This is a genomic window from Staphylococcus sp. HMSC063F05 (assembly GCF_001837075.1).
Taxonomy (GTDB): domain Bacteria; phylum Bacillota; class Bacilli; order Staphylococcales; family Staphylococcaceae; genus Staphylococcus; species Staphylococcus epidermidis.
Map to the genome: position 1 here is coordinate 14,089 of NZ_KV831350.1, position 20,839 is coordinate 34,927.

Annotated in this window: 21 protein-coding genes; 11 read left to right on the plus strand and 10 right to left on the minus strand. The window is 30.9% G+C overall.

Annotated features, from left to right (window positions below; all coding sequences use genetic code 11):
• Positions 1 to 174: 174 nt before the first annotated feature.
• The 3 genes from HMPREF2576_RS07295 to HMPREF2576_RS07305 all read right to left on the minus strand — a co-directional run bounded on the left by HMPREF2576_RS07295 (position 175) and on the right by HMPREF2576_RS07305 (position 3,353).
• Positions 175 to 1,680, minus strand: a complete 1,506-nt coding sequence (locus HMPREF2576_RS07295; RefSeq protein ID WP_002438897.1) for a peptide MFS transporter — start codon at positions 1,678 to 1,680, stop codon at positions 175 to 177.
• Positions 1,681 to 1,963: 283 nt separating this feature from the next.
• The gene (gene queF / locus HMPREF2576_RS07300; RefSeq protein WP_001832596.1) at positions 1,964 to 2,464 is read right to left on the minus strand and encodes a preQ(1) synthase; all 501 of its coding nucleotides are present in this window, start codon (positions 2,462 to 2,464) and stop codon (positions 1,964 to 1,966) included.
• A gap of 13 nt (positions 2,465 to 2,477) precedes the next feature.
• Complete coding sequence (locus HMPREF2576_RS07305; RefSeq protein WP_001829684.1) at positions 2,478 to 3,353, minus strand: DMT family transporter; 876 nt, start codon at positions 3,351 to 3,353, stop codon at positions 2,478 to 2,480.
• A gap of 754 nt (positions 3,354 to 4,107) precedes the next feature.
• Between HMPREF2576_RS07305 and nrdI the strand changes: the two genes are divergently transcribed.
• The 8 genes from nrdI (at position 4,108) to HMPREF2576_RS07345 (ending at position 11,730) form a co-directional block, all read left to right on the plus strand.
• The gene (gene nrdI, locus HMPREF2576_RS07310; protein WP_001829589.1) at positions 4,108 to 4,506 is read left to right on the plus strand and encodes a class Ib ribonucleoside-diphosphate reductase assembly flavoprotein NrdI; all 399 of its coding nucleotides are present in this window, start codon (positions 4,108 to 4,110) and stop codon (positions 4,504 to 4,506) included.
• The gene (gene nrdE / locus HMPREF2576_RS07315) at positions 4,469 to 6,574 is read left to right on the plus strand and encodes a class 1b ribonucleoside-diphosphate reductase subunit alpha (RefSeq protein ID WP_001829582.1); all 2,106 of its coding nucleotides are present in this window, start codon (positions 4,469 to 4,471) and stop codon (positions 6,572 to 6,574) included. Before nrdI ends, nrdE begins: the two co-directional genes overlap by 38 nt.
• A 118-nt stretch (positions 6,575 to 6,692) precedes the next feature.
• On the plus strand, positions 6,693 to 7,661 hold the full coding sequence (gene nrdF, locus HMPREF2576_RS07320) for a class 1b ribonucleoside-diphosphate reductase subunit beta (protein WP_001829597.1): 969 nt from the start codon (positions 6,693 to 6,695) through the stop codon (positions 7,659 to 7,661).
• The gene (locus tag HMPREF2576_RS07325) at positions 7,636 to 7,899 is read left to right on the plus strand and encodes a hypothetical protein (RefSeq protein ID WP_002456931.1); all 264 of its coding nucleotides are present in this window, start codon (positions 7,636 to 7,638) and stop codon (positions 7,897 to 7,899) included. The genes nrdF and HMPREF2576_RS07325 overlap by 26 nt, the downstream gene beginning before the upstream one ends.
• Before the next feature lie 15 nt (positions 7,900 to 7,914).
• A complete protein-coding gene (locus tag HMPREF2576_RS07330) occupies positions 7,915 to 8,889 on the plus strand; it encodes an ABC transporter permease (RefSeq protein WP_002487913.1) in 975 nt (324 codons plus the stop codon).
• Positions 8,873 to 9,832 (plus strand): iron chelate uptake ABC transporter family permease subunit, encoded by a 960-nt coding sequence (locus HMPREF2576_RS07335; RefSeq protein ID WP_002438903.1) that lies wholly within the window; start codon positions 8,873 to 8,875, stop codon positions 9,830 to 9,832. Before HMPREF2576_RS07330 ends, HMPREF2576_RS07335 begins: the two co-directional genes overlap by 17 nt.
• Positions 9,829 to 10,608, plus strand: coding sequence for an iron ABC transporter ATP-binding protein (locus HMPREF2576_RS07340; protein ID WP_001829596.1), 780 nt, complete (start codon positions 9,829 to 9,831; stop codon positions 10,606 to 10,608). The genes HMPREF2576_RS07335 and HMPREF2576_RS07340 overlap by 4 nt, the downstream gene beginning before the upstream one ends.
• A gap of 78 nt (positions 10,609 to 10,686) precedes the next feature.
• Entirely contained in the window at positions 10,687 to 11,730 is a 1,044-nt protein-coding gene (locus HMPREF2576_RS07345; protein WP_002470481.1) for a ferrated catecholamine ABC transporter substrate-binding lipoprotein SstD, read from the plus strand.
• Between the two features lie 150 nt (positions 11,731 to 11,880).
• On the opposite strand, the gene HMPREF2576_RS07350 is transcribed toward HMPREF2576_RS07345, so the two are convergent.
• The 3 genes from HMPREF2576_RS07350 to HMPREF2576_RS07360 all read right to left on the minus strand — a co-directional run bounded on the left by HMPREF2576_RS07350 (position 11,881) and on the right by HMPREF2576_RS07360 (position 13,793).
• The gene (locus tag HMPREF2576_RS07350) at positions 11,881 to 12,195 is read right to left on the minus strand and encodes a CHY zinc finger protein (RefSeq protein WP_001829567.1); all 315 of its coding nucleotides are present in this window, start codon (positions 12,193 to 12,195) and stop codon (positions 11,881 to 11,883) included.
• A 21-nt stretch (positions 12,196 to 12,216) separates the two neighbouring features.
• Entirely contained in the window at positions 12,217 to 13,149 is a 933-nt protein-coding gene (gene murB, locus HMPREF2576_RS07355; protein ID WP_001829600.1) for a UDP-N-acetylmuramate dehydrogenase, read from the minus strand.
• 116 nt (positions 13,150 to 13,265) lie between these two features.
• Positions 13,266 to 13,793, minus strand: a complete 528-nt coding sequence (locus HMPREF2576_RS07360) for a GrpB family protein (protein WP_001829625.1) — start codon at positions 13,791 to 13,793, stop codon at positions 13,266 to 13,268.
• A 116-nt stretch (positions 13,794 to 13,909) separates the two neighbouring features.
• Here HMPREF2576_RS07360 and HMPREF2576_RS07365 point away from each other — a divergent pair, with 116 nt between their 5' ends.
• From HMPREF2576_RS07365 to HMPREF2576_RS07375, 3 genes are all read left to right on the plus strand, one after another.
• Positions 13,910 to 14,800 carry an EMYY motif lipoprotein gene (locus HMPREF2576_RS07365; RefSeq protein WP_001829568.1) on the plus strand — a complete coding sequence of 297 codons (891 nt, stop codon included), beginning with the start codon at positions 13,910 to 13,912 and terminating at the stop codon, positions 14,798 to 14,800.
• Between the two features lie 148 nt (positions 14,801 to 14,948).
• On the plus strand, positions 14,949 to 15,269 hold the full coding sequence (gene ytxJ, locus HMPREF2576_RS07370) for a bacillithiol system redox-active protein YtxJ (protein WP_001829675.1): 321 nt from the start codon (positions 14,949 to 14,951) through the stop codon (positions 15,267 to 15,269).
• Positions 15,270 to 15,539: 270 nt separating this feature from the next.
• On the plus strand, positions 15,540 to 16,670 hold the full coding sequence (locus HMPREF2576_RS07375; protein WP_002456129.1) for a glycerate kinase: 1,131 nt from the start codon (positions 15,540 to 15,542) through the stop codon (positions 16,668 to 16,670).
• Positions 16,671 to 16,760: 90 nt separating this feature from the next.
• Here HMPREF2576_RS07375 and pepT read toward each other — a convergent pair whose 3' ends face one another.
• The 4 genes from pepT to HMPREF2576_RS07395 form a co-directional block, all read right to left on the minus strand.
• Entirely contained in the window at positions 16,761 to 17,999 is a 1,239-nt protein-coding gene (gene pepT / locus HMPREF2576_RS07380) for a peptidase T (protein WP_002438906.1), read from the minus strand.
• Between the two features lie 20 nt (positions 18,000 to 18,019).
• Positions 18,020 to 18,514: a threonine/serine exporter family protein gene (locus HMPREF2576_RS07385; protein WP_001829634.1), complete on the minus strand. Its 495-nt coding sequence runs from the start codon at positions 18,512 to 18,514 to the stop codon at positions 18,020 to 18,022.
• Between the two features lie 15 nt (positions 18,515 to 18,529).
• Positions 18,530 to 19,291 carry a threonine/serine exporter family protein gene (locus tag HMPREF2576_RS07390; protein WP_001829644.1) on the minus strand — a complete coding sequence of 254 codons (762 nt, stop codon included), beginning with the start codon at positions 19,289 to 19,291 and terminating at the stop codon, positions 18,530 to 18,532.
• Positions 19,292 to 19,485: 194 nt separating this feature from the next.
• Positions 19,486 to 20,556: a GGDEF domain-containing protein GdpS gene (locus tag HMPREF2576_RS07395; RefSeq protein ID WP_002494710.1), complete on the minus strand. Its 1,071-nt coding sequence runs from the start codon at positions 20,554 to 20,556 to the stop codon at positions 19,486 to 19,488.
• Between the last annotated feature and the right edge of the window lie 283 nt (positions 20,557 to 20,839).

A 20,839-nucleotide genomic window follows, 5' to 3' on the forward strand; every position in this document is an offset into this window, starting at 1 on the left:
AGACTCTTGAGGGAACAGGACAAGTTGAAGACTATAGGCTGAAGTTGTCCGCTAAGAAACCAAGCCAACAATACAAAGTATTATAAATAAAAAGCCAGTAAATGAATTTATAAAAAACTCATTTACTGGCTATTTTTCTAGGATTTATATTCTATCCACATTTTAGTGTAATGATTAACGAATACCTTTCATTGCTTTAGAAATCTTAGGAATAAACGCTAATATAATTAACGTAATCACGGTTGCAACAACACCTAAGAAGATAAAGTAATTGGTTTGACCAAGTGGTTTAATTAATTTAACTAATGTACCGTTAATGGCCTGAGCTGAAGCGTTAGTTAATAACCAAAGGCTCATCATTTGTGCGTTAAATGCCTTAGGTGCTAATTTAACTGCTGCACTACTACCAGTTGGAGAGAGACAAAGCTCACCAATAACACAGATAACGTATGAAAGAATAACCCAGTTAACTGAGAATTGTGTATCCCCATAAATATGACCGATTGCTCCCATAAGTATGTAGGATGCGCCTGCTAAAATAGTACCAATTGCAAACTTAATAGGTAGGCTAGGTTGTTTCTTTCCTAGCTTTTGCCATAAAAGAGTAACCACGGGTGCAAATAATAAAATAAATAATGGGTTAATGGTTTGGAAAATAGCTTCACCAAAATGTGTTTTCCAACCAAATAAATTTAATTTCATATCAGAGTTTTCAATACCATAGATATTTAATACATTAGATCCTTGTTCTTGAATTGACCAAAATAACATACCTAAAATGAATAACGGAATAAATGCTTTTACTCTTGATCTTTCAGTATCTGTAACTTCTTTACTTCTAATCATTGTTGTAAAGTAAATGATTGGTAAAGCAATACCTAAAATTAAAACAGTATTACTGATTAAATTAAATGATAGCGTATGCGTAAAGTAAGCAATCATAAGGATTAATACTATTGCTATAACAACGATTCCGATGATTGTTCCGTACTTTTTCTTTTCAGAAGAAGATAATGGGTTTGTCGGTTTCATACCGATACTACCCAAAGTTTTTCGGTTAAATAGTAAGTACCAAACTAATCCAAGAGCCATCCCTATTGCTGCAATCAAGAAGCCGCCATGGAAATTTCTAATATCAATATAGTGTTGTAAAATAATTGGTGAAACGAGTGCACCCATGTTCACTGACATATAGAAGATAACAAATCCAGCATCCATGCGTACGTCGTTTTCTGGATAGAGTCTACCAACAATATTTGAAATGTTTGGTTTCATTAAACCTGATCCTACAATAATAAAGAACATAGAAGTGAATAAACCTACCATTGCAAAAGGAAGGCTTAAACATATGTGACCTATAATAATTAATATAGCTCCGATTAATGTGGCACCTCGGGTACCTGTAATTCTATCAGCTATCCAGCCACCTGGAATTGAAGACATATAAATTAATGATCCATATACAGACATGATAGACATGGCTGTTGTTTTGTCCATTCCAAGTCCGTTTTCCTGGAGTGCAAAATACATATAAAAAATAAGCATTGCTCTCATTCCGTAATAGCTGAATCTCTCCCAAAATTCTACGAAAAAGAGAACGCCTAATCCTTTTGGATGCCCGAAGAATCCATGTTGTGGTATTTCTTGAACTGCTTTTTCATGGGACTTATTTGAAGTCATAAATCATCCCAACCTTTCTTGCCCAAATCACCTTATTAAATTGTTTTAAGGTGATTTTACTATTGTGATAAGAAAATTTCAATAATTTTCAAAAAATTTAAAAAAAGAAAATTCTGTCAATTGATATAATCTGTAACATTTAATCCGATGATATAATTTCAATAATTTTATTACTATATTTATTCAATGACGCGCTATATATAAAATACGCTTTAATGCAGCAAAGTGCAACAAAAAATCTCTACCATCAAATATAACAGTAGAGATTTTTATAAAATATATATTAACGATTATCTATTTTTTCTGGATACATGTCATGATTCATTAATCGATGTTCAGCCATTTTTTCATATTTTGTATCAGGACGACCATAATTCGTGTAAGGATCTATGGAAATGCCACCTCTCGGAGTAAATTTACCCCAAACTTCAATATAATGTGGGTCCATTAAATTAATTAAATCATTCATAATAATATTCATACAATCTTCGTGAAAATCTCCGTGGTTTCTAAAACTAAATAAATATAACTTTAATGATTTAGATTCCACCATCTTGATATTAGGGATATACGAGATATAAATTGTCGCAAAATCTGGTTGACCCGTAATAGGGCATAGTGATGTGAATTCAGGACAATTAAACTTAACAAAATAATCACGACCTTGATGCTTATTATCAAAAGTTTCTAAAACTTCCGGTCTATAATCAAATTCATAAGTGTTATTTTGATTGCCTAATAAAGTAATATCTTTTAATTCATCTTTTTGACGTCCTTGTGTCAATTTTCTAGCTCCTTTAATTATTTTGATTTATAGTTGTTTCACGTCTTGCTTTATCAAACATATAGTAACTTGCTCCGATAATGACAATATATCCTACTGTTGCAAACATATCAGGTGATTCTCCAAACAGAATAAATCCAAATAATGCAGTAAATATTATAGACGCATATGTGAAGATGGAGATATCTTTTGCTGGAGCAAAACTATAAGCCAATGTTATACCAATTTGTCCCACAGCTGCTGATAATCCAGCGCCGAGTAAGAAAAGAATTTGAATTGTTGTCATAGGTGTATAAGTAAATATTGAAAAAGGTATAAGAACTACAACTGAGAATAATGAAAAATAAAACACTATCGTATAAGGTTTTTCACGAGTGCTGAGTGCTCTAACACATGTGTAGGCAGAAGCTGCAAAAATACCGGATAGTAATCCTGCTATTGAAGGAATAACTGATGATGAAAATTCTGGTTTAACAATTAATAGCATCCCTATTATAGCAATAATCATCGCCGTGATTTGATATTTTCGTACCTTTTCATGTAAAAAAATTAAACTAAGAACAATTGTCCAAAAAGGATTTAATTTCATTAATGTATCAGCATCACTTAATACCATGTGATCAATTGCGTAGATATTAAGTAAGACACCAATTAACCCAAGTGTTGAACGTGAGATGAGTAGGGGTTGACTACTTAATTTTCCAAACATAGGTTGCCTATATTTATAAATAAAAAATAATGGTATAAACATGGCTACAAAATTTCTAGCTAGAGATTTTTGAAAGACTGGTAAATCACCGGCCAATCTAAAAAAGACTGACATAAAACTAAAACCCACAGCTGAAATCAATATAGCAATAATACCTTTAACTTTTGAATTCAATATCATCGCCTCAATACTATATGATTAACGACATTATATTAGCATATAAAATCTAACTATGCATAAGTTCTTGATAATTCAATGGAAACGAGCTATAATAAAAAACGAACAAATGTTCGCTTTTAAAGATTGTTATTTCTTATGCGCAATTTAATAAAAAGCTAGAATCATGTTTTTAAAAATGTAATTTATATCTGTTATTGTAGAAATTTACGTAACTATTCTTTTAACCCTATATGTCTAATTTCAATAGAAAAGCAAGTAAAGACACTCAAAAAAATTTTTTTATTTTAAAATAATGACACTAATCTCGTAGTGATGCACTTTCCAAATGATAGGTTGTTTCTGCCATCAATTTTTAACTTTCATTAGTGATATGAGTTATGTATAATGAAACACAGAATATAGTATCAAATTAGAAATGCAAACACTATATATAGTGTTTAGCTGAGAATTTAACGTTGTAGAATTTAATCATTTTAATGCAATTTGACACTACTTTTATCTCGAAAATATTGCAATTATAGTAAAACCCTACTAAAAAGATAATTTATCATGTAGTGCAAATTTAAGTTTTAACCACTATATATTGTGGTTATTTATATATTTTAAAGGCTATTTACAGATTGAAAAAATTTTACGTAAAAGTAACTATTTTCAACTGTTTTTATAAGTAGATGATTTAAATTATATTAAAGATATTTAATCATTTCTAATCTACTTTTGGCTGAATCAATGGTTGACGAAAGAAGGTGATTCAATGAAAGTAGTATATTATTCATTTTCTGGTAATGTTAGACGATTTATTAGTCGTGCTGGTATTAAAGATACATTTGAAATTACTCAAGATAATTGTAACGAATCAGTTAATGAACCCTACATTTTAGTTACTGGCACTATTGGATTTGGAGAGGTGCCGCAGCCGGTTCAATCTTTTTTAAATGTAAATCATACTCAGTTACAAGCTGTTGCTGCGAGTGGAAATCGAAATTGGGGACAAAATTTCGCTAAAGCTGGCCATACAATTTCTGAGGAATATAAAGTTCCATTAATGATGAAGTTTGAAGTACAAGGGACAAATAAAGACATTATTGAATTTAAGGATAAGGTGGGCAATTTCAATGAAAACCATGGAAGAAAAGAAATACAATCATATTGAATTAAATAATGAAGTGACCAAGAGAAAAGACAATGGTTTCTTTGATTTAGAGAAAGATCAAGAAGCATTGAAAGTGTATCTTGAAGAAATCCATGATAAAATGATTTCTTTTGATGATGAAATCGAAAGACTTCATTATCTTGTTGATAATAATTTTTATTTTAATGTTTTCGAAAAATATAGCGAAGCAGAATTAATTGAAATTACTGAATACGCAAAATCAATTCACTTCCAATTTGCTAGTTATATGTCGGCAAGTAAGTTTTATAAGGATTACGCTTTAAAAACGAATGATAAAACTAAGTTTCTTGAGGATTATAATCAGCACGTCGCAATCGTTGCACTTTATTTAGCGAATGGTAATGTTAAACAAGCAAAACAATTTATTTCTGCAATGGTGGAACAACGTTATCAACCGGCGACACCAACATTCTTGAATGCAGGTAGAGCAAGACGTGGAGAACTTGTTTCATGTTTCTTATTAGAAGTAGACGATAGCTTAAATTCTATCAATTTCATTGATTCAACTGCAAAACAACTTAGTAAAATTGGTGGTGGTGTGGCCATTAATTTATCGAAACTTCGTGCACGTGGAGAAGCAATTAAAGGAATTAAAGGTGTAGCTAAAGGTGTTTTACCTGTTGCTAAGGCACTTGAAGGTGGATTTAGTTATGCAGATCAATTAGGACAACGTCCTGGCGCTGGGGCAGTGTACTTAAATATTTTCCATTACGATGTTGAAGAGTTTTTAGATACTAAGAAAGTGAATGCAGATGAAGATTTACGTTTATCTACTATTTCGACTGGTCTTATTGTACCTTCTAAATTCTTTGATTTGGCTAAAGAGGGTAAAGATTTCTATATGTTTGCACCTCATACAGTTAAACAAGAATACGGTGTGACTTTAGATGATATTGATTTAGAAAAGTATTACGACGATATGGTTGCAAACCCTAATATCGATAAAAAGAAAAAAGACGCACGTGAAATGTTAAATATGATTGCACAAACACAATTACAGTCTGGTTATCCATATCTTATGTTTAAAGATAATGCAAACAAAGTACATGCGAATTCAAATATTGGGCAAATTAAAATGAGTAATTTATGTACTGAAATTTTCCAATTACAAGAGACATCAGTAATTAACGACTATGGAATTGAAGATGAAATTAAAAGAGATATTTCATGTAACTTAGGCTCATTGAATATAGTGAATGTTATGGAATCAGGTAAATTCAGAGATTCTGTGTTCACAGGTATGGATGCTCTTACAGTTGTAAGTGATGAAGCAAATATTCAAAATGCACCAGGTGTAAAAAAAGCGAATAGTGAACTACATTCTGTTGGACTAGGAGTAATGAACTTACATGGTTATCTAGCTAAAAATAAAATTGGCTATGAATCTGAAGAAGCAAAAGACTTTGCTAATATATTCTTTATGATTATGAACTATTATTCCATCGAACGTTCAATGGAAATTGCAAAAGAGCGTGGAGAAAAGTATCAAGACTTTGAGCAATCAGACTATGCAAATGGTAAATATTTTGAATTCTATACATCTCAAGAATTTGAACCAAAATTTGAAAAGGTTCGCCAACTTTTTGATGGTATCGATATACCTACTTCAAATGATTGGAAAGAATTGCAAAATAAAGTAGAACAATATGGACTTTATCACGCTTATAGATTAGCTATTGCTCCGACTCAAAGTATTTCTTATGTTCAAAATGCGACAAGTTCTGTTATGCCTATTGTTGACCAAATTGAACGTCGTACGTATGGAAATGCGGAAACATTTTATCCAATGCCATTTTTATCACCAGAAACAATGTGGTACTACAAATCAGCATTTAATACTGACCAAATGAAACTTATTGACTTAGTAGCTACAATTCAAACTCACGTAGACCAAGGTATTTCAACGATACTTTATGTTAATTCAGAAATTTCAACACGTGAACTTTCAAGATTATATGTATATGCACACCATAAAGGCCTTAAATCTTTATACTATACACGTAATAAATTATTAAGTGTGGAAGAATGTACAAGTTGTGCGATTTAATTGATTAAGTTGTAAAGATTTTAGAGTAGAGTGATGAATTGATGTATTTCTTTAAATTATAGATTTACATTGGTTCAAAACTCTTTATTTTATACATAAATATGACAGGAGGATTTTAATGAAGGCGGTAAATTGGAACACCCAAGAAGATATGACTAATATGTTCTGGCGTCAAAATATCTCACAAATGTGGGTGGAAACAGAATTTAAAGTATCAAAAGATATAGCAAGTTGGAAAACATTAACAGATTCTGAGAAAAATACTTTTAAAAAAGCGCTTGCAGGTTTAACAGGTTTAGATACACATCAAGCTGATGATGGTATGCCATTAATCATGCTTCATACTACTGATTTAAGAAAGAAAGCTGTTTATTCATTTATGGCTATGATGGAACAAATCCATGCGAAAAGTTATTCTCATATCTTCACTACATTATTACCATCTAGTGAAACCAACTATTTATTGGATACTTGGGTTATTGAAGAGCCACATTTAAAATATAAATCAGATAAAATTGTAGAAAATTACCACAAACTTTGGGGTAAAGAAGCATCGATTTACGATCAATATATTGCTCGTGTTTCTAGTGTATTCTTAGAAACATTTCTATTCTATTCTGGCTTCTATTATCCATTATATCTCGCAGGACAAGGAAAAATGACTACGTCAGGTGAAATTATACGTAAGATACTTTTAGATGAATCTATACATGGAGTGTTCACAGGTTTAGATGCACAAAGTCTACGTAATGAGTTATCTGAAAGTGAGAAACAAAAAGCTGATCAAGAAATGTACAAATTATTAAATGAACTTTATGATAATGAAGTTTCATATACACATTTATTATATGATGATATTGGTCTTGCTGAAGATGTATTAAATTATGTTCGATATAATGGAAATAAAGCATTATCGAATTTAGGTTTTGAACCATATTTCGAAGAGAGAGAGTTTAACCCTATTATTGAAAATGCACTAGATACATCTACAAAGAACCACGATTTCTTCTCTGTTAAAGGTGATGGCTATACATTGGCTTTAAATGTTGAGCCTCTACGTGATGAAGACTTTGTTTTTGATAATTAATATAGTACTTTTAAAGAGATTTCTATTAAAATTAGTAGGAATCTCTTTTTTTATGAAAGTTGGTATTATAAAATATTTTGATGTATTATTACTGCTGGATAAAACATTTATAAAATTCCCAAAAAATATGAAAAAACTATTGAAAAAAGAAAATAGAGTCTATAATATTGATGTTAATGATAATCATTATCATTATCATTACTTTCGTATATTGACCTTATACATCTTTAATATTTAGCAAGGAGATTAACTAATGAAATTTATTTTTAAAGGTTATACCTTATTTATTTTATTAGTGATTTTAACTATTGTCTCTTTATTTATAGGGGTGAGTCAGCTCTCTCTAATAGATATTTTCCATTTAAGTGATGAACAAATAAACATTTTGTTTTCGAGTCGAATTCCCAGAACAGTTAGTATTCTACTTTCGGGTAGTTCACTAGCTTTATCAGGATTAATTATGCAACAGATGATGCAAAATAAATTTGTAAGCCCAACGACTGCTGGTACTATGGAGTGGGCAAAATTAGGTATTTTAATGTCATTGTTGTTCTTTCCTAATGGTCACATTTTAATCAAATTATTATTTGCTGTTGTTCTAAGTATTGTTGGAACGTTTTTATTTGTCCAATTAATTAATCTTATCCGTGTAAAAGATGTAATCTTTGTTCCACTTTTAGGCATTATGATTGGTGGTATTTTATCCAGTTTTACTACATTTGTAGCGTTGAGAACCAATGCTTTACAAAGCATTGGAAACTGGTTAACTGGTAACTTTGCAGTTATAACGAGTGGTCGTTTTGAGGTGTTGTATCTCACAATACCATTACTTATTTTGGCATTTGTATTTGCAAATCATTTTACTATTGCAGGTATGGGAAAAGACTTTAGTCATAATTTAGGTGTAAGTTATGAAAAAATCATTAAAATAGCATTATTCATAACAGCAACGCTAACAGCATTAGTTGTTGTTACTGTTGGAACATTACCATTTTTAGGTTTAATCGTACCGAATATCATATCTATCTATAGAGGCGATCATTTGAAAAATGCTTTACCACACACGCTTATGCTCGGTGCAATTTTTGTTTTAATTGCTGATATTATTGGTAGAATAATTGTTTACCCTTACGAAATTAATATTGGATTGACGATAGGTGTATTTGGCACAATTATTTTCCTAATCTTGCTAATGAAAGGTAGGAAAAATTATGCAAATGAGCGCTAATAAAAAAATAAGTATACTGGTCGTTATGGCAATTTGTATGGCAATTTTTTATTTATTGGTAGGTTTAGATTTTGATATATTTGAATATCAATTCCAAAGCCGTTTCAAAAAATTTATTCTTATATTATTAGTAGGAGCATCGATAGGAACGTCCGTAGTTATTTTCCAATCTATTACTACAAATAGATTATTAACTCCTTCTATTATGGGACTTGATTCTGTGTATTTATTTGTCAAAGTCTTACCTATTTTTATTTTAGGTGAACAAGCAACTGTTGTTACAAATATCTACCTTAATTTTTTAATCACTTTGATCGCAATGGTGTTTTTTTCATTGCTATTATTTCAAGTTATATTTAAACTAGGTCACTTTTCAGTCTATTTCATATTACTAGTTGGTGTAATATTAGGAACTTTCTTCCGTAGTATTACAAGTTTTCTCCAACTTATAATGAATCCTGAATCTTTTTTAGCAGTTCAAAATGTTATGTTTGCTAGCTTTGAAGCATCAAATTCTAAATTAGTAACTGTTTCAGGCATATTATTAGTTATATTAATAATTGTTACAATAATACTTCGACCATATTTAGATGTTCTTTTGTTAGGTAGAGCACAAGCAATTAATCTAGGTGTTTCTTATGAGAATATGACGCGTATGTTTCTTATTTTGGTTGCTTTACTCGTCTCTATATCTACTGCATTAATAGGTCCTGTAACATTTCTTGGCTTATTAACTGTCAACTTAGCACACGAATTTATGAAGACCTATGAACACAAATTTATTTTACCGGCAACAATATTATTCAGCTGGATTAGTTTATTTATAGCGCAATGGGTAGTTGAAAATCTATTCGAAGCAACAACTGAATTCAGTTTGATAGTAGATTTAGTTGGTGGAAGTTACTTCATATATTTGCTTGTCAAAAGGAGAAATGCAAATTGATTCAAATTCGAAATTTAGATAAAACGATAGACAATAAACCTATTTTAAAAGATATTAGCGTAGATATTAAAAAGGGAAAATTGACTTCACTCATAGGTCCTAACGGTGCTGGTAAGAGTACATTATTATCTGCTATCAGTCGCTTATTTAGTTATGAGAACGGTTCAATTTTGATTGAAGACAAAGAAATTTCAGAATATAAAACTGACGATTTAGCTAAAAAATTAAGTATTTTAAAACAATCTAATCACACTGATATGAACATAACTATCGAGCAACTAGTTAAATTTGGTCGTTTTCCATATTCAAAAGGTCGAATGAAGCAAGAAGACTATGACAAAGTGGAATATGCTCTTGACTTATTACAGCTTAATGAAATTAAACATCGTAATATTAAAACACTATCTGGAGGTCAGCGACAACGTGCATATATTGCTATGACTATAGCACAAGATACTGATTATATATTATTAGACGAGCCTTTAAATAATTTAGATATGAAACATTCAGTACAGATTATGCAAACGTTACGAGATTTATGTCGTCAGTTAAATAAAACAATCATTATCGTATTACATGATATCAACTTTGCTTCTTGTTATTCAGACGACATCATTGCGCTTAAACAAGGTGAGCTAGTTAAAGCTGATGATAAAGATAATGTTATTCAGTCTGACATTTTAAAAAGTTTATATGAAATGGAAGTACGTATAGAGGAGATAAGGGGACAACGTATTTGTCTATATTATGATGAAACTACTTTTGACTCAGTTTAATGATTAAAATTGAGACGCATAGTAAAAGAGGTTATCCATACGAAAAGAAATTATAAATTTGATTAGGGAGTTGCACATATGAAAAAAACAGTCTTATTTTTATTATTGTCTCTAGTTTTAGTTTTAACGGCTTGTAGTAATAGTTCGAATAATAATTCAACTTCGAAAAAGAAAAATAGTGATTCTAAAGAAACTGTAACCATCAAAAATAGTTTTGAAGCAAGTGGTAAAGAAAATAATGGCAGTGATAAGAAAAAAATCTCTAATACTGTCGAAGTACCAAAGAATCCTAAAAATGCCGTTGTATTAGATTATGGAGCGCTTGATGTGTTGAAAGAATTAGGTGTGGCTGATAAAGTAAAAGGTTTACCTAAAGGTGAAAATAACCAATCTTTACCTAAATTTTTAGATGAATTTAAAGATGATAAGTATATTAATACTGGAAATTTAAAAGAAGTGAACTTTGATAAAGTTGCATCAGCTAAACCAGATGTGATTTTTATTTCAGGAAGAACAGCTAATCAGAAAAATTTAGATGAATTTAAAAAAGCTGCATCAAAAGCTAAAGTTGTATATGTAGGTACAAGTGATGACAACTTAATTAAAGATATGAAAAAAAATACAGAAAATTTAGGGAAAATCTACGATAAAGAAGATAAAGCTAAAAAAATTAATAAAGATTTAGATAGAAAAATATCTGATATGAAAGATAAAACTAAAGACTTTAATAAGAAAGTAATGTATTTATTGGTTAACGAAGGTGAACTATCAACGTTTGGACCAGGAGGAAGATTTGGTGGTTTAGTGTTTGATACATTAGGATTTAAACCTGCAGACAAAAAGGTTAGCAAAAGCCCGCATGGTCAAAATATAAATAATGAATATATTAACAAGCAGAATCCAGATGTTATTTTAGCTATGGATCGTGGTTCAGTTGTAGGTGGTAAAGCAACAACAAATCAAGTTTTAAAAAACAAAGTTATAAAAAATGTAAAAGCAGTAAAAAGTAATCATATTTACGAATTAGATCCAAAACTATGGTATTTCTCTTCAGGATCTTCAACGACAACTATCAAACAAATTGATGAATTAAATGAAGTAGTAGAGAAAGTTGAAAAATAATCTTATAATAAGAGAAAATCAACCGAGGTATAAGAAGAAAACTTTAAATGCATGAATAGAATGTTGATATAAGAAGAGCTCCTAAAGCGAATTTTTAAATAAAATTCACTTTAGGAGCTCAAATATTTCAAAAACTTTGTAACAAGTTATTTATACTTCAAAATATAAATGATAATGAAATTTACAACGACTGTTAAAATGCGCTTTACAACGAGGACACATTTCTACCATCATATAGTCACGAATACGCATCTCATGTTTACAAACACCACACATAATAGCTTTTTCATCAAACTCATTTTCAGCCCATCTTTCAATTGTATGAGATACGTGTTCATTATGACATTTATAACACGGATAATATTTGTTGCAACATTTAAATTTAATGGCAATAACATCTAAAGATGAATAATAATGTGTACATCGTGTTTCATTATCTATGAGTGATCCATAAACCTTTGCCAATGATGTGTCCTCCTTGAAGAATTAATCTGTGGGATGATCACCTATAATACGTACCTCAGTATTCAATTCAACATCGAATTTTTCTTTAACTATTTTTTGTACGTGATGTATAAGTGCTTCATAATCAGTTGCTGTACCGTTGTCTACATTAACCATGAATCCCGCATGCTTAGTTGAAACTTCAACGCCACCGATTCGATAGCCCTGTAAATTAGAATCTTGAATGAGTTTACCTGCAAAATGACCCGGTGGTCTTTGGAAAACACTTCCGCAAGAAGGGAATTCAAGCGGTTGTTTAGATTCACGTCTTTCAGTAAGATCATCCATTTTGGCCTGAATTTCATCTAATTTACCTGGTTCTAAGGTGAAAGCAGCCTCTAATACAACTAAATGTTTTTGTTGTACCACACTATTTCTATAGTCTAATTCCAGTTCAGCTGTAGTGAGCTTTAATAAATCACCTTTTTCATTGACACATAATGCATAGTCAATACAGTCTTTAACTTCTCCGCCATAAGCACCAGCATTCATGAATACGGCGCCACCAATTGACCCAGGGATACCGCATGCAAATTCTAAACCGGTTAATACATGGTCACGTGCAACATTTGAAACGTCAATAATTGCTGCACCACTACCTGCTATAATTGCATCATCAGAGGTTTCAATATGATTGAGAGATAATAAGCTGAGGACGATTCCTCGAATTCCACCTTCTCGAATGATAATGTTAGACCCATTTCCTAAATAAGTTACCGGTATACTGTTCTCATGGGCAAACTTTACGATGGCTTGGACTTCTTCATTTTTGGTAGGGGATAAATAAAAATCTGCCTCTCCTCCTGTTTCTGTATATGTATAACGCTTGAGAGGTTCATCCACTTTAATAATATCTTTAGGAAGAATTGACTCTAATCCGCGTAAGATGTCATTTTTATTCAATGTTTTGAACATCCTTTCTCATCTTCTTAATATCAACATTATTATATCAATTATAAAAGTTATTTGCGAAATTTGGATATATGAATTGATTATAAATATAAAATGGTTATGTCGTACTTTATGAGTTTTTACGATAACAAATTAGATTCCTTATATAATTTCTCAAACAAATTTTGTTTTTGAGACTCATATTCACGTATCTTTTTAGCATGTTGCACAATTTCATTTTTCTTACTTGCAAACCATTCTGCTATTGCTTTATCGTTGTGTAGTAAATGATTGACTGTTTGATATTGTTTGAAAAGAGAAGTTTCCATTTGAATAATATGTAATCTTACTTCTTGTTTTAATTCACTTAAATTATTAAAACGTGCCATGACAACTTTTTTCTTGTAAGAATGGTGCAAACGATAAAAACCAGCATAATTTAGGCGCTTTTCATCTAGTGAAGTAATATCGTGCAAGTTATTTACACCAACAAGTATATCTAAAATGGGCTCAGTTTGATAATTAAAATGACAGGTACCACCGATATGCTGAGTGTATTTAATAGGAGAATCTAAAATAGTAAACAATACGTCTTTCACTTTGTTATATTCATATGTAAATTGTTTCACAGATTCATTTTTAATAAAAGGTTGGACATTAGCGTACATGAAATACTCCTCATTTATAAAAATAATATATACAATAAAGTCTGACATACTATAACACAATTCATTTTCATAATAAATACGTTTATGTATAATGTTTAGTGATAAGGAGTGCAAATATGAAAAAACTACTATTTATCATAACAGTTATCATTTTAACCATAGTTGTATCCGCTTGTGGAAATGAATCAAAAAGAGATATTAAACAATTTGAACGTCAATATAAAGAAATTCATCAAAAACAACACAGTGTAGAAAAAGTTATGGATAAAATACCATTAAAAGAGTTAGATAATTTAAGTAAAACTGATACCACTGATAAAAATAAAAAAGAATTTCGTGCACTTCAGCAGGATATTAATAACTATTTGATACCTGAGTTTAAAAAATATAAAAATTCCACTCAACATTTAACAGCAGATACTAATGAGGTTAAGCACTTGAAAGAGGATTATCTAAAAACTGTTGAAAATAAAGAGAAATCTATATATGATTTAAAAGAATTTGTAGATTTATGTAATCGCTCAATTAAAGATAATGAAGATATTTTGGATTATACTAAATTATTCGAGAAAAATAGAACTGAAGTGGAGTCTGACATTAATAAAGCACAAAATAAAGAAGATGCAAGTCAACTTAAATCAAAATTAGAAGAAAATAATCAACAATTAAAAGATACTGCTAAAAAATATTTAAATTCTTCAAATAATGATTCTGATTCAGCGAAAGAAGCAATCAAAAATCATATTTCACCACTTATTGACAAACAAATTACGGATATTAATAAAACAAATATTTCTGATAATCATGTTGATAATGCTAGAAAAAATGCAATTGAGATGTATTATAGTTTGCAAAATTATTATGATACGAGAGTAGATACGATTAAAACTAGCGAAAAATTAGCTCAAATTGATGTTGATCGATTGCCAAAAGAGGGAAAAGATATATCAGAAATGGATAAATCGTTCAAAAGAGAATTTAAAAAAATAAAAGAAAGTGTAAATTAAATACTATCTGAATTTAAAAAAATGAAAATTTATGGTTAACATTACATAGCAGAGTGTGTATAATTGTACCCATTGATAAGATTTTAGGGATAAAAATTTCACGCATATGCTTAGTATGAAGTGATAAATATTTTTAGAGGTGAATAGAATGGCTATTAAGCTGAGTTCAATTGACCAGTTTGAACAAGTATTAGAAGAAAATAAATATGTTTTTGTATTAAAACACAGTGAAACTTGTCCAATTTCTGCAAATGCGTATGATCAATTTAATAAGTTTTTATATGAAAGAGACATAGATGGTTATTATCTAATCGTTCAACAAGAGCGTAAACTATCTGATTATATCGCAGAGAAAACAAACGTAAAACACGAATCACCACAAGCTTTTTATTTTGTAGATGGTGAAATGAAGTGGAATGCAGACCACGATGATATTAACGTTTCTCAACTTGCTCAAGCTGAGGAATAATTAGAAAAGAATGAAATGATGAAGCAGCTTGCCTCAAATGTCAATGTTAGACAGATACAGGCAAGCTATTCTTATGTTATGAAAATTTTAAAATAGTTATGTATAATGTGATAATAAGTATAATTAAGGGACATAATGAAGAACACGCAGAAGATATGTTATTTCTTTAGTGTCAAATCATTGTTACTTAGATTTATAGATTATTCTCATACATCCTTTAGTATGTTTAAAATAATTTTTGGAAAAGAGAAAAATAAGGTGGTTAAGACAATGAAAGTTTTAGTAGCCATGGATGAATTTAATGGAATTATTTCTAGTTACCAAGCTAATAGATATGTTGAAGAAGCGGTAGCAAGTCAAATTGAAGATGCAGATATCGTTCAAGTTCCACTATTTAACGGTCGTCACGAATTATTAGATTCAGTCTTTCTTTGGCAATCAGGAAATAAATATCGTGTGAGTGCGCATGATGCTGACATGAAAGAAACCGAAGCAATATATGGACAAACGGATAGTGGTATGACTATTATCGAAGGTCACTTATTTTTAAATGGCAAAAAACCTATTCAACATCGATCAAGTTACGGTTTGGGAGAGGTTATAAAAGCAGCATTGGACAATCATACAGAACATCTTGTTATTTCTTTAGGTGGAATAGGAAGTTTTGATGGCGGTGCAGGCATGTTGCAAGCATTGGGTGCAACATTTTATGATGATGAAGCACAAATTGTCGATATGAGGAAAGGTGCATATTTAATAAAATATATTAGACGTATTGATTTATCAGGTGTTCATCCACAATTAACAAAGGTAAACATTCAATTAATGTCAGATTTCTCAAGTCGATTGTATGGGAAAAAAAGTGAAATCATGCAAACATACGAATCATTAGATTTGTCTCAAAATGAAGCAGCCGAGATAGATAATTTAATTTGGTATTTTAGTGAATTATTTAAGAATGAATTGAAAATAGCAATGGGACCAATCGAGCGCGGTGGTGCTGGAGGTGGTATAGCAGCTGTATTAAATAGTCTCTATCAAGCTGAGATTTTAACAAGCCATGAATTAGTGAATCAAATCACACATTTAGAAAACTTAATTCAACAGGCAGATCTTATTATTTTCGGAGAAGGTTTGAAAGAAGAAGATCAAATTCTAGAGACTACAACAATACGTATAGCAGAACTTACCCAACAATACAGCAAGCCAGCTATTGCAATTTGTGCTACAAATGATAAATTTGATTTGTTTGAATCATTGAATGTTACAGCAATGTTTAATACATTTATTGATATGCCTGATTCATATACAGATTTTAAGATGGGTATTCAAATCAGACATTACACAGTACAAGCACTAAAATTATTGAAAACGCAAATAAACTTACCGCTTTCATCCTAATATTAGAAAAAGTTTTTATACACATTTAATTTAAAAGCCATTGACAGTAAGAGTAGCTTTAGAGCTACATACTGACAATGGCTTTTTATGTTATTTATAAGATTGATGGCTGTTTGCTACTTCTTGAGCAATACCAACGACAACATGAACAGCCTTTTCCATTACATCGATAGAAGCGTATTCAAAAGGACCGTGGAAATTGCCACAACCAGTAAAAATATTAGGTGTAGGTAGCCCCATAAAAGATAATTGTGATCCATCTGTACCACCTCGAATAGGTTCAGTGTTAGGTACGATGTCTAAAGCCTCAAAGACACGTTTAGGTATATCAATGATGTGTTTCAAAGGTTCAATTTTTTCTGCCATGTTAAAATATTGGTCATGCACATCTACTTTAATTGGAAAATGATTATAATGAACATTAATATCATCACGAATTTCCATCATGCGTTTTTTACGTAGCTCAAACTGTTCTTTGTCATGGTCGCGAATAATATATTGTAGAGTTGCTTTTTCAACATTACCTGTAAAATTCATTAAATGATAGAACCCTTCGTATCCTTCAGTTCTTTCAGGAACTTCATGTGAGGGAAGTAAACTATTAAACTGTTGACCTAAACTAATTGCATTAACCATGGCATTTTTAGCTGAACCTGGATGAACGTTAACACCATGGCAAGTGACAGTTACCTCTGCCGCATTGAAACTTTCGAATTGTAGTTCTCCTAATTGACTGCCATCCATTGTATATGCAAAATCTGCATTAAATCGACTAACATCAAATTGATGCGGGCCTCGTCCAATTTCTTCATCGGGTGTAAAGCCAACTCGAATTGTACCGTGTTTAATGTCAGGATGATCAATTAAATACTTTATCCCTTCCATTATTTCTACAACACCTGCTTTATCATCGGCGCCTAGTAGAGATGTACCATCTGTCACCATTAGTGTATGACCCACAACTTTATTTAATTCAGGAAAAACATCAGGATCTAAGATACGCTGAGATTCACCAAGTTTGATAGGTTGCCCATTATAGGCTTCAATGATTTGCGGATTTACATGAGAAGCATTGAAATCTGGTGAAGTGTCTACATGTGCTAAAAAACCGACAGTAGGTACATTATAATTAATATTGCTTTCGAGTGTAGCAAATAAGTAACCATGTTCATCCATGTCTGTTTTAAGACCTAATGATTGAAGCTCTTCTTCTAATAGATTTAATAAATCCCACTGTTTATTCGTAGATGGTGTCGTCTTGGAATCAGGATTAGATTGTGTATCAATTTTTACATATCTCGTTAATCTTTCGATAATTTGTTTCTTCATACGAGTTCATCCCCTTAGATTTATACTCTATTATTCATATTATAGGATTTTTTATAAGTTTTACCCTTGATTTTACCATAAGATTGCTTGATGCGTGAATAAATGTAATAGACTATTTCAGATACAAGTATACCGAATGCAATTGCACCAGAAATTAATGTTACCTCTAAAAAAGTATTAACTGCATTCGTATAATCATTTGATACTAAAAATCTTGTAGCTTCATATGCTGCGCCACCTGGAACGAGAGGTATAATGCCGGGGACGATAAATATAATAACAGGTTGCTTGTACCGTCTACTCATTGTATGACTCATTAATCCTAATATTAGACTTCCTAAAAATGAAGCGCCAACTTTACCTAAATCCATACCTACTGTCATCTGATATATTGTCCAAGCAACAGCTCCAACAAATCCACAAGCTAATAGCAATTTTTTAGGTGCATTAAATATAATTGAAAAAAGGACTGTGGCAATGAAACTAATGATAAAGTGAAACAGATAAATAAACATAACTAACAGCCTTTCTTATAATAATAGTAATACAATAGCTACTCCTGCACCAATAGCAAATGCAGTTAAAGCAGCTTCAACACCACGTGACATACCAGCAAGTAACTCTCCGGCAAGTAAGTCACGAATAGCGTTAGTAATCAAAATACCGGGAACGAGAGGCATGACACTTGCAATAGTAATAATGTCTTGATTTTTAGCTATACCTAGTTTAGTGAATATTGCTGCAATACTAATAACAACAGCAGATGCTACAAACTCTGAAAAGAATTTAATTTGTATATATTTTTGCACGAAACTAAACGTTAAAAAAGCTATGCCACCCGCTAGGCATGCAATCCAAGCGTCGGAAGCTACGCCACCAAACATGAATAAGAAAAAACCACAAGCTACAAAGGCAGCAATGAGATTTGTTAAGAAAGAATACTGAAGAGACGCACGTTTAAGTTGCAGTAACTCACTTTTTGCTTCGTCAATTGTAAGTTGCTTACTCGAAATTTTACGAGATAGGCTATTGGTTAAAGCAATTTTCTCAAGATCGGTTGTACGTTCGCGAATACGAATCAACCTCGTACTAGTACGATCATTTAATGAGAAAATAATTGCAGTTGATGTCACAAAACTGTATGTATCATGTAAACCATAACTATGGGCAATACGATTCATTGTATCCTCAATTCGATATGTTTCAGCGCCTGCTTCAAGTAAGATTCGCCCAGCAATTAAGACTACATCAATCACTTTATTTTCATCAATGATAGTGATTGAATCTGACATATCTCATCACCTCCGAAGCTATTTAATATTTTTATGAACAATTGAAGTTTACAACTTGAAGACTTAAGTTTCAATAGACAGCTTGATTTTAATAACATTTTCAATACTAATTAAAAATAGTAAAAAATGCTATGCATAACTGTATACGCTTTAATAATTTTTTAACGTAGCAGTTAACATAGCATTTAGCTTGATTATAATTTGACAATAGGATTAAACATGACTTTATTTCTTCCTTCACTTTTAGCCACATGTACCATGTCATCAGCATCTTTAAATACTTTACGTTGAGATTTACGATCTTCTTGAGTTAAGTATCCTACACCAATTGAAACTGATAGCTTGATTACTTCTTTGTTTGGTAGGTGGAAAGAAGATTTTTCAACACCACTTCGAATATTTTCTGCTAATTTCACGCTTTGATCTAGTGTGTAATCTCTTATTACAACAGAAAATTCTTCGCCACCGTTTCTAAATATTTTGAACTGGTTTGGGACATAGTTTTTTAATAGTTGAGACATTTGTTTGAGAACAGCATCTCCTGATTGGTGTGAATAATGATCGTTTACATCTTTAAAGCCATCAATATCAATGAGAAGTAAGGCTAAACTTTGTTTCTTTTCTTCAGCTTTACTTGAGACCTCATTTAAGTGTCTATCAAATTCTTTCACATTACCTAGACCTGTAAGATAATCGTATTTATCTTCATTTTCATAACGATTGACTAAAGAGAAAAAGTGCCATATATCAACGAATGTTATTGCTGAAGCAATTGTAATAATAAATGAAATAGGGATAAGCACTAAAATCTCTACGAGTTCATAAATAGGGCTTAATAATGCTAAAAATAACAAAATGATAATGCTAATCAAATTTAAAATAAGTAAAGAAATGATATCGTTTTGCTTTAAGAATGGTCCCACTGCACTGACAATACCTGCAATAACGATTAATGTAATACCATAAATAATTGAGTTTCCAAAGATAAATACATCGACTAAAGATACGATAAAAGCAGCCGTGAGTGTATATATCATGTTGGTATAACGTCCTAAAAACAAAAGAGGTACAAATGTTAAATGGACGAGGTATTCGTTTTGAAATGGGATAGGGTATGCCGCTAAAAGTAAAGAAACGAATGTCATTAGTACTGTTACATATTCTTTAGAAAAAATCATTCTTTTATTTTCAGAATATTGTAACCTATGAAATAAATATATACCTGCCACCATGACAGATATGTTATATATGATAGCTTCAAACATTTCCATACCGACTCCTTTATTAACCATTAGCTATTGTAAGTGAAAACTTACAATTTGTCATCATCTAGCAACAGAAATTACACACAAACAATGGTATTTAATGTTAAAATTAGCACTTAAATGGTATGATTAAAAAAATGTATAGACAATGCAAAGATAATGTAAAGGTCAATCTTTGTAATTTAGACAATAGCTATGTAACATGGATATTTATAATTTAAACATTAATCATATAATTTTAGTTCAATGAAAACTACATTTATGGTTGATAAATATTGCATTA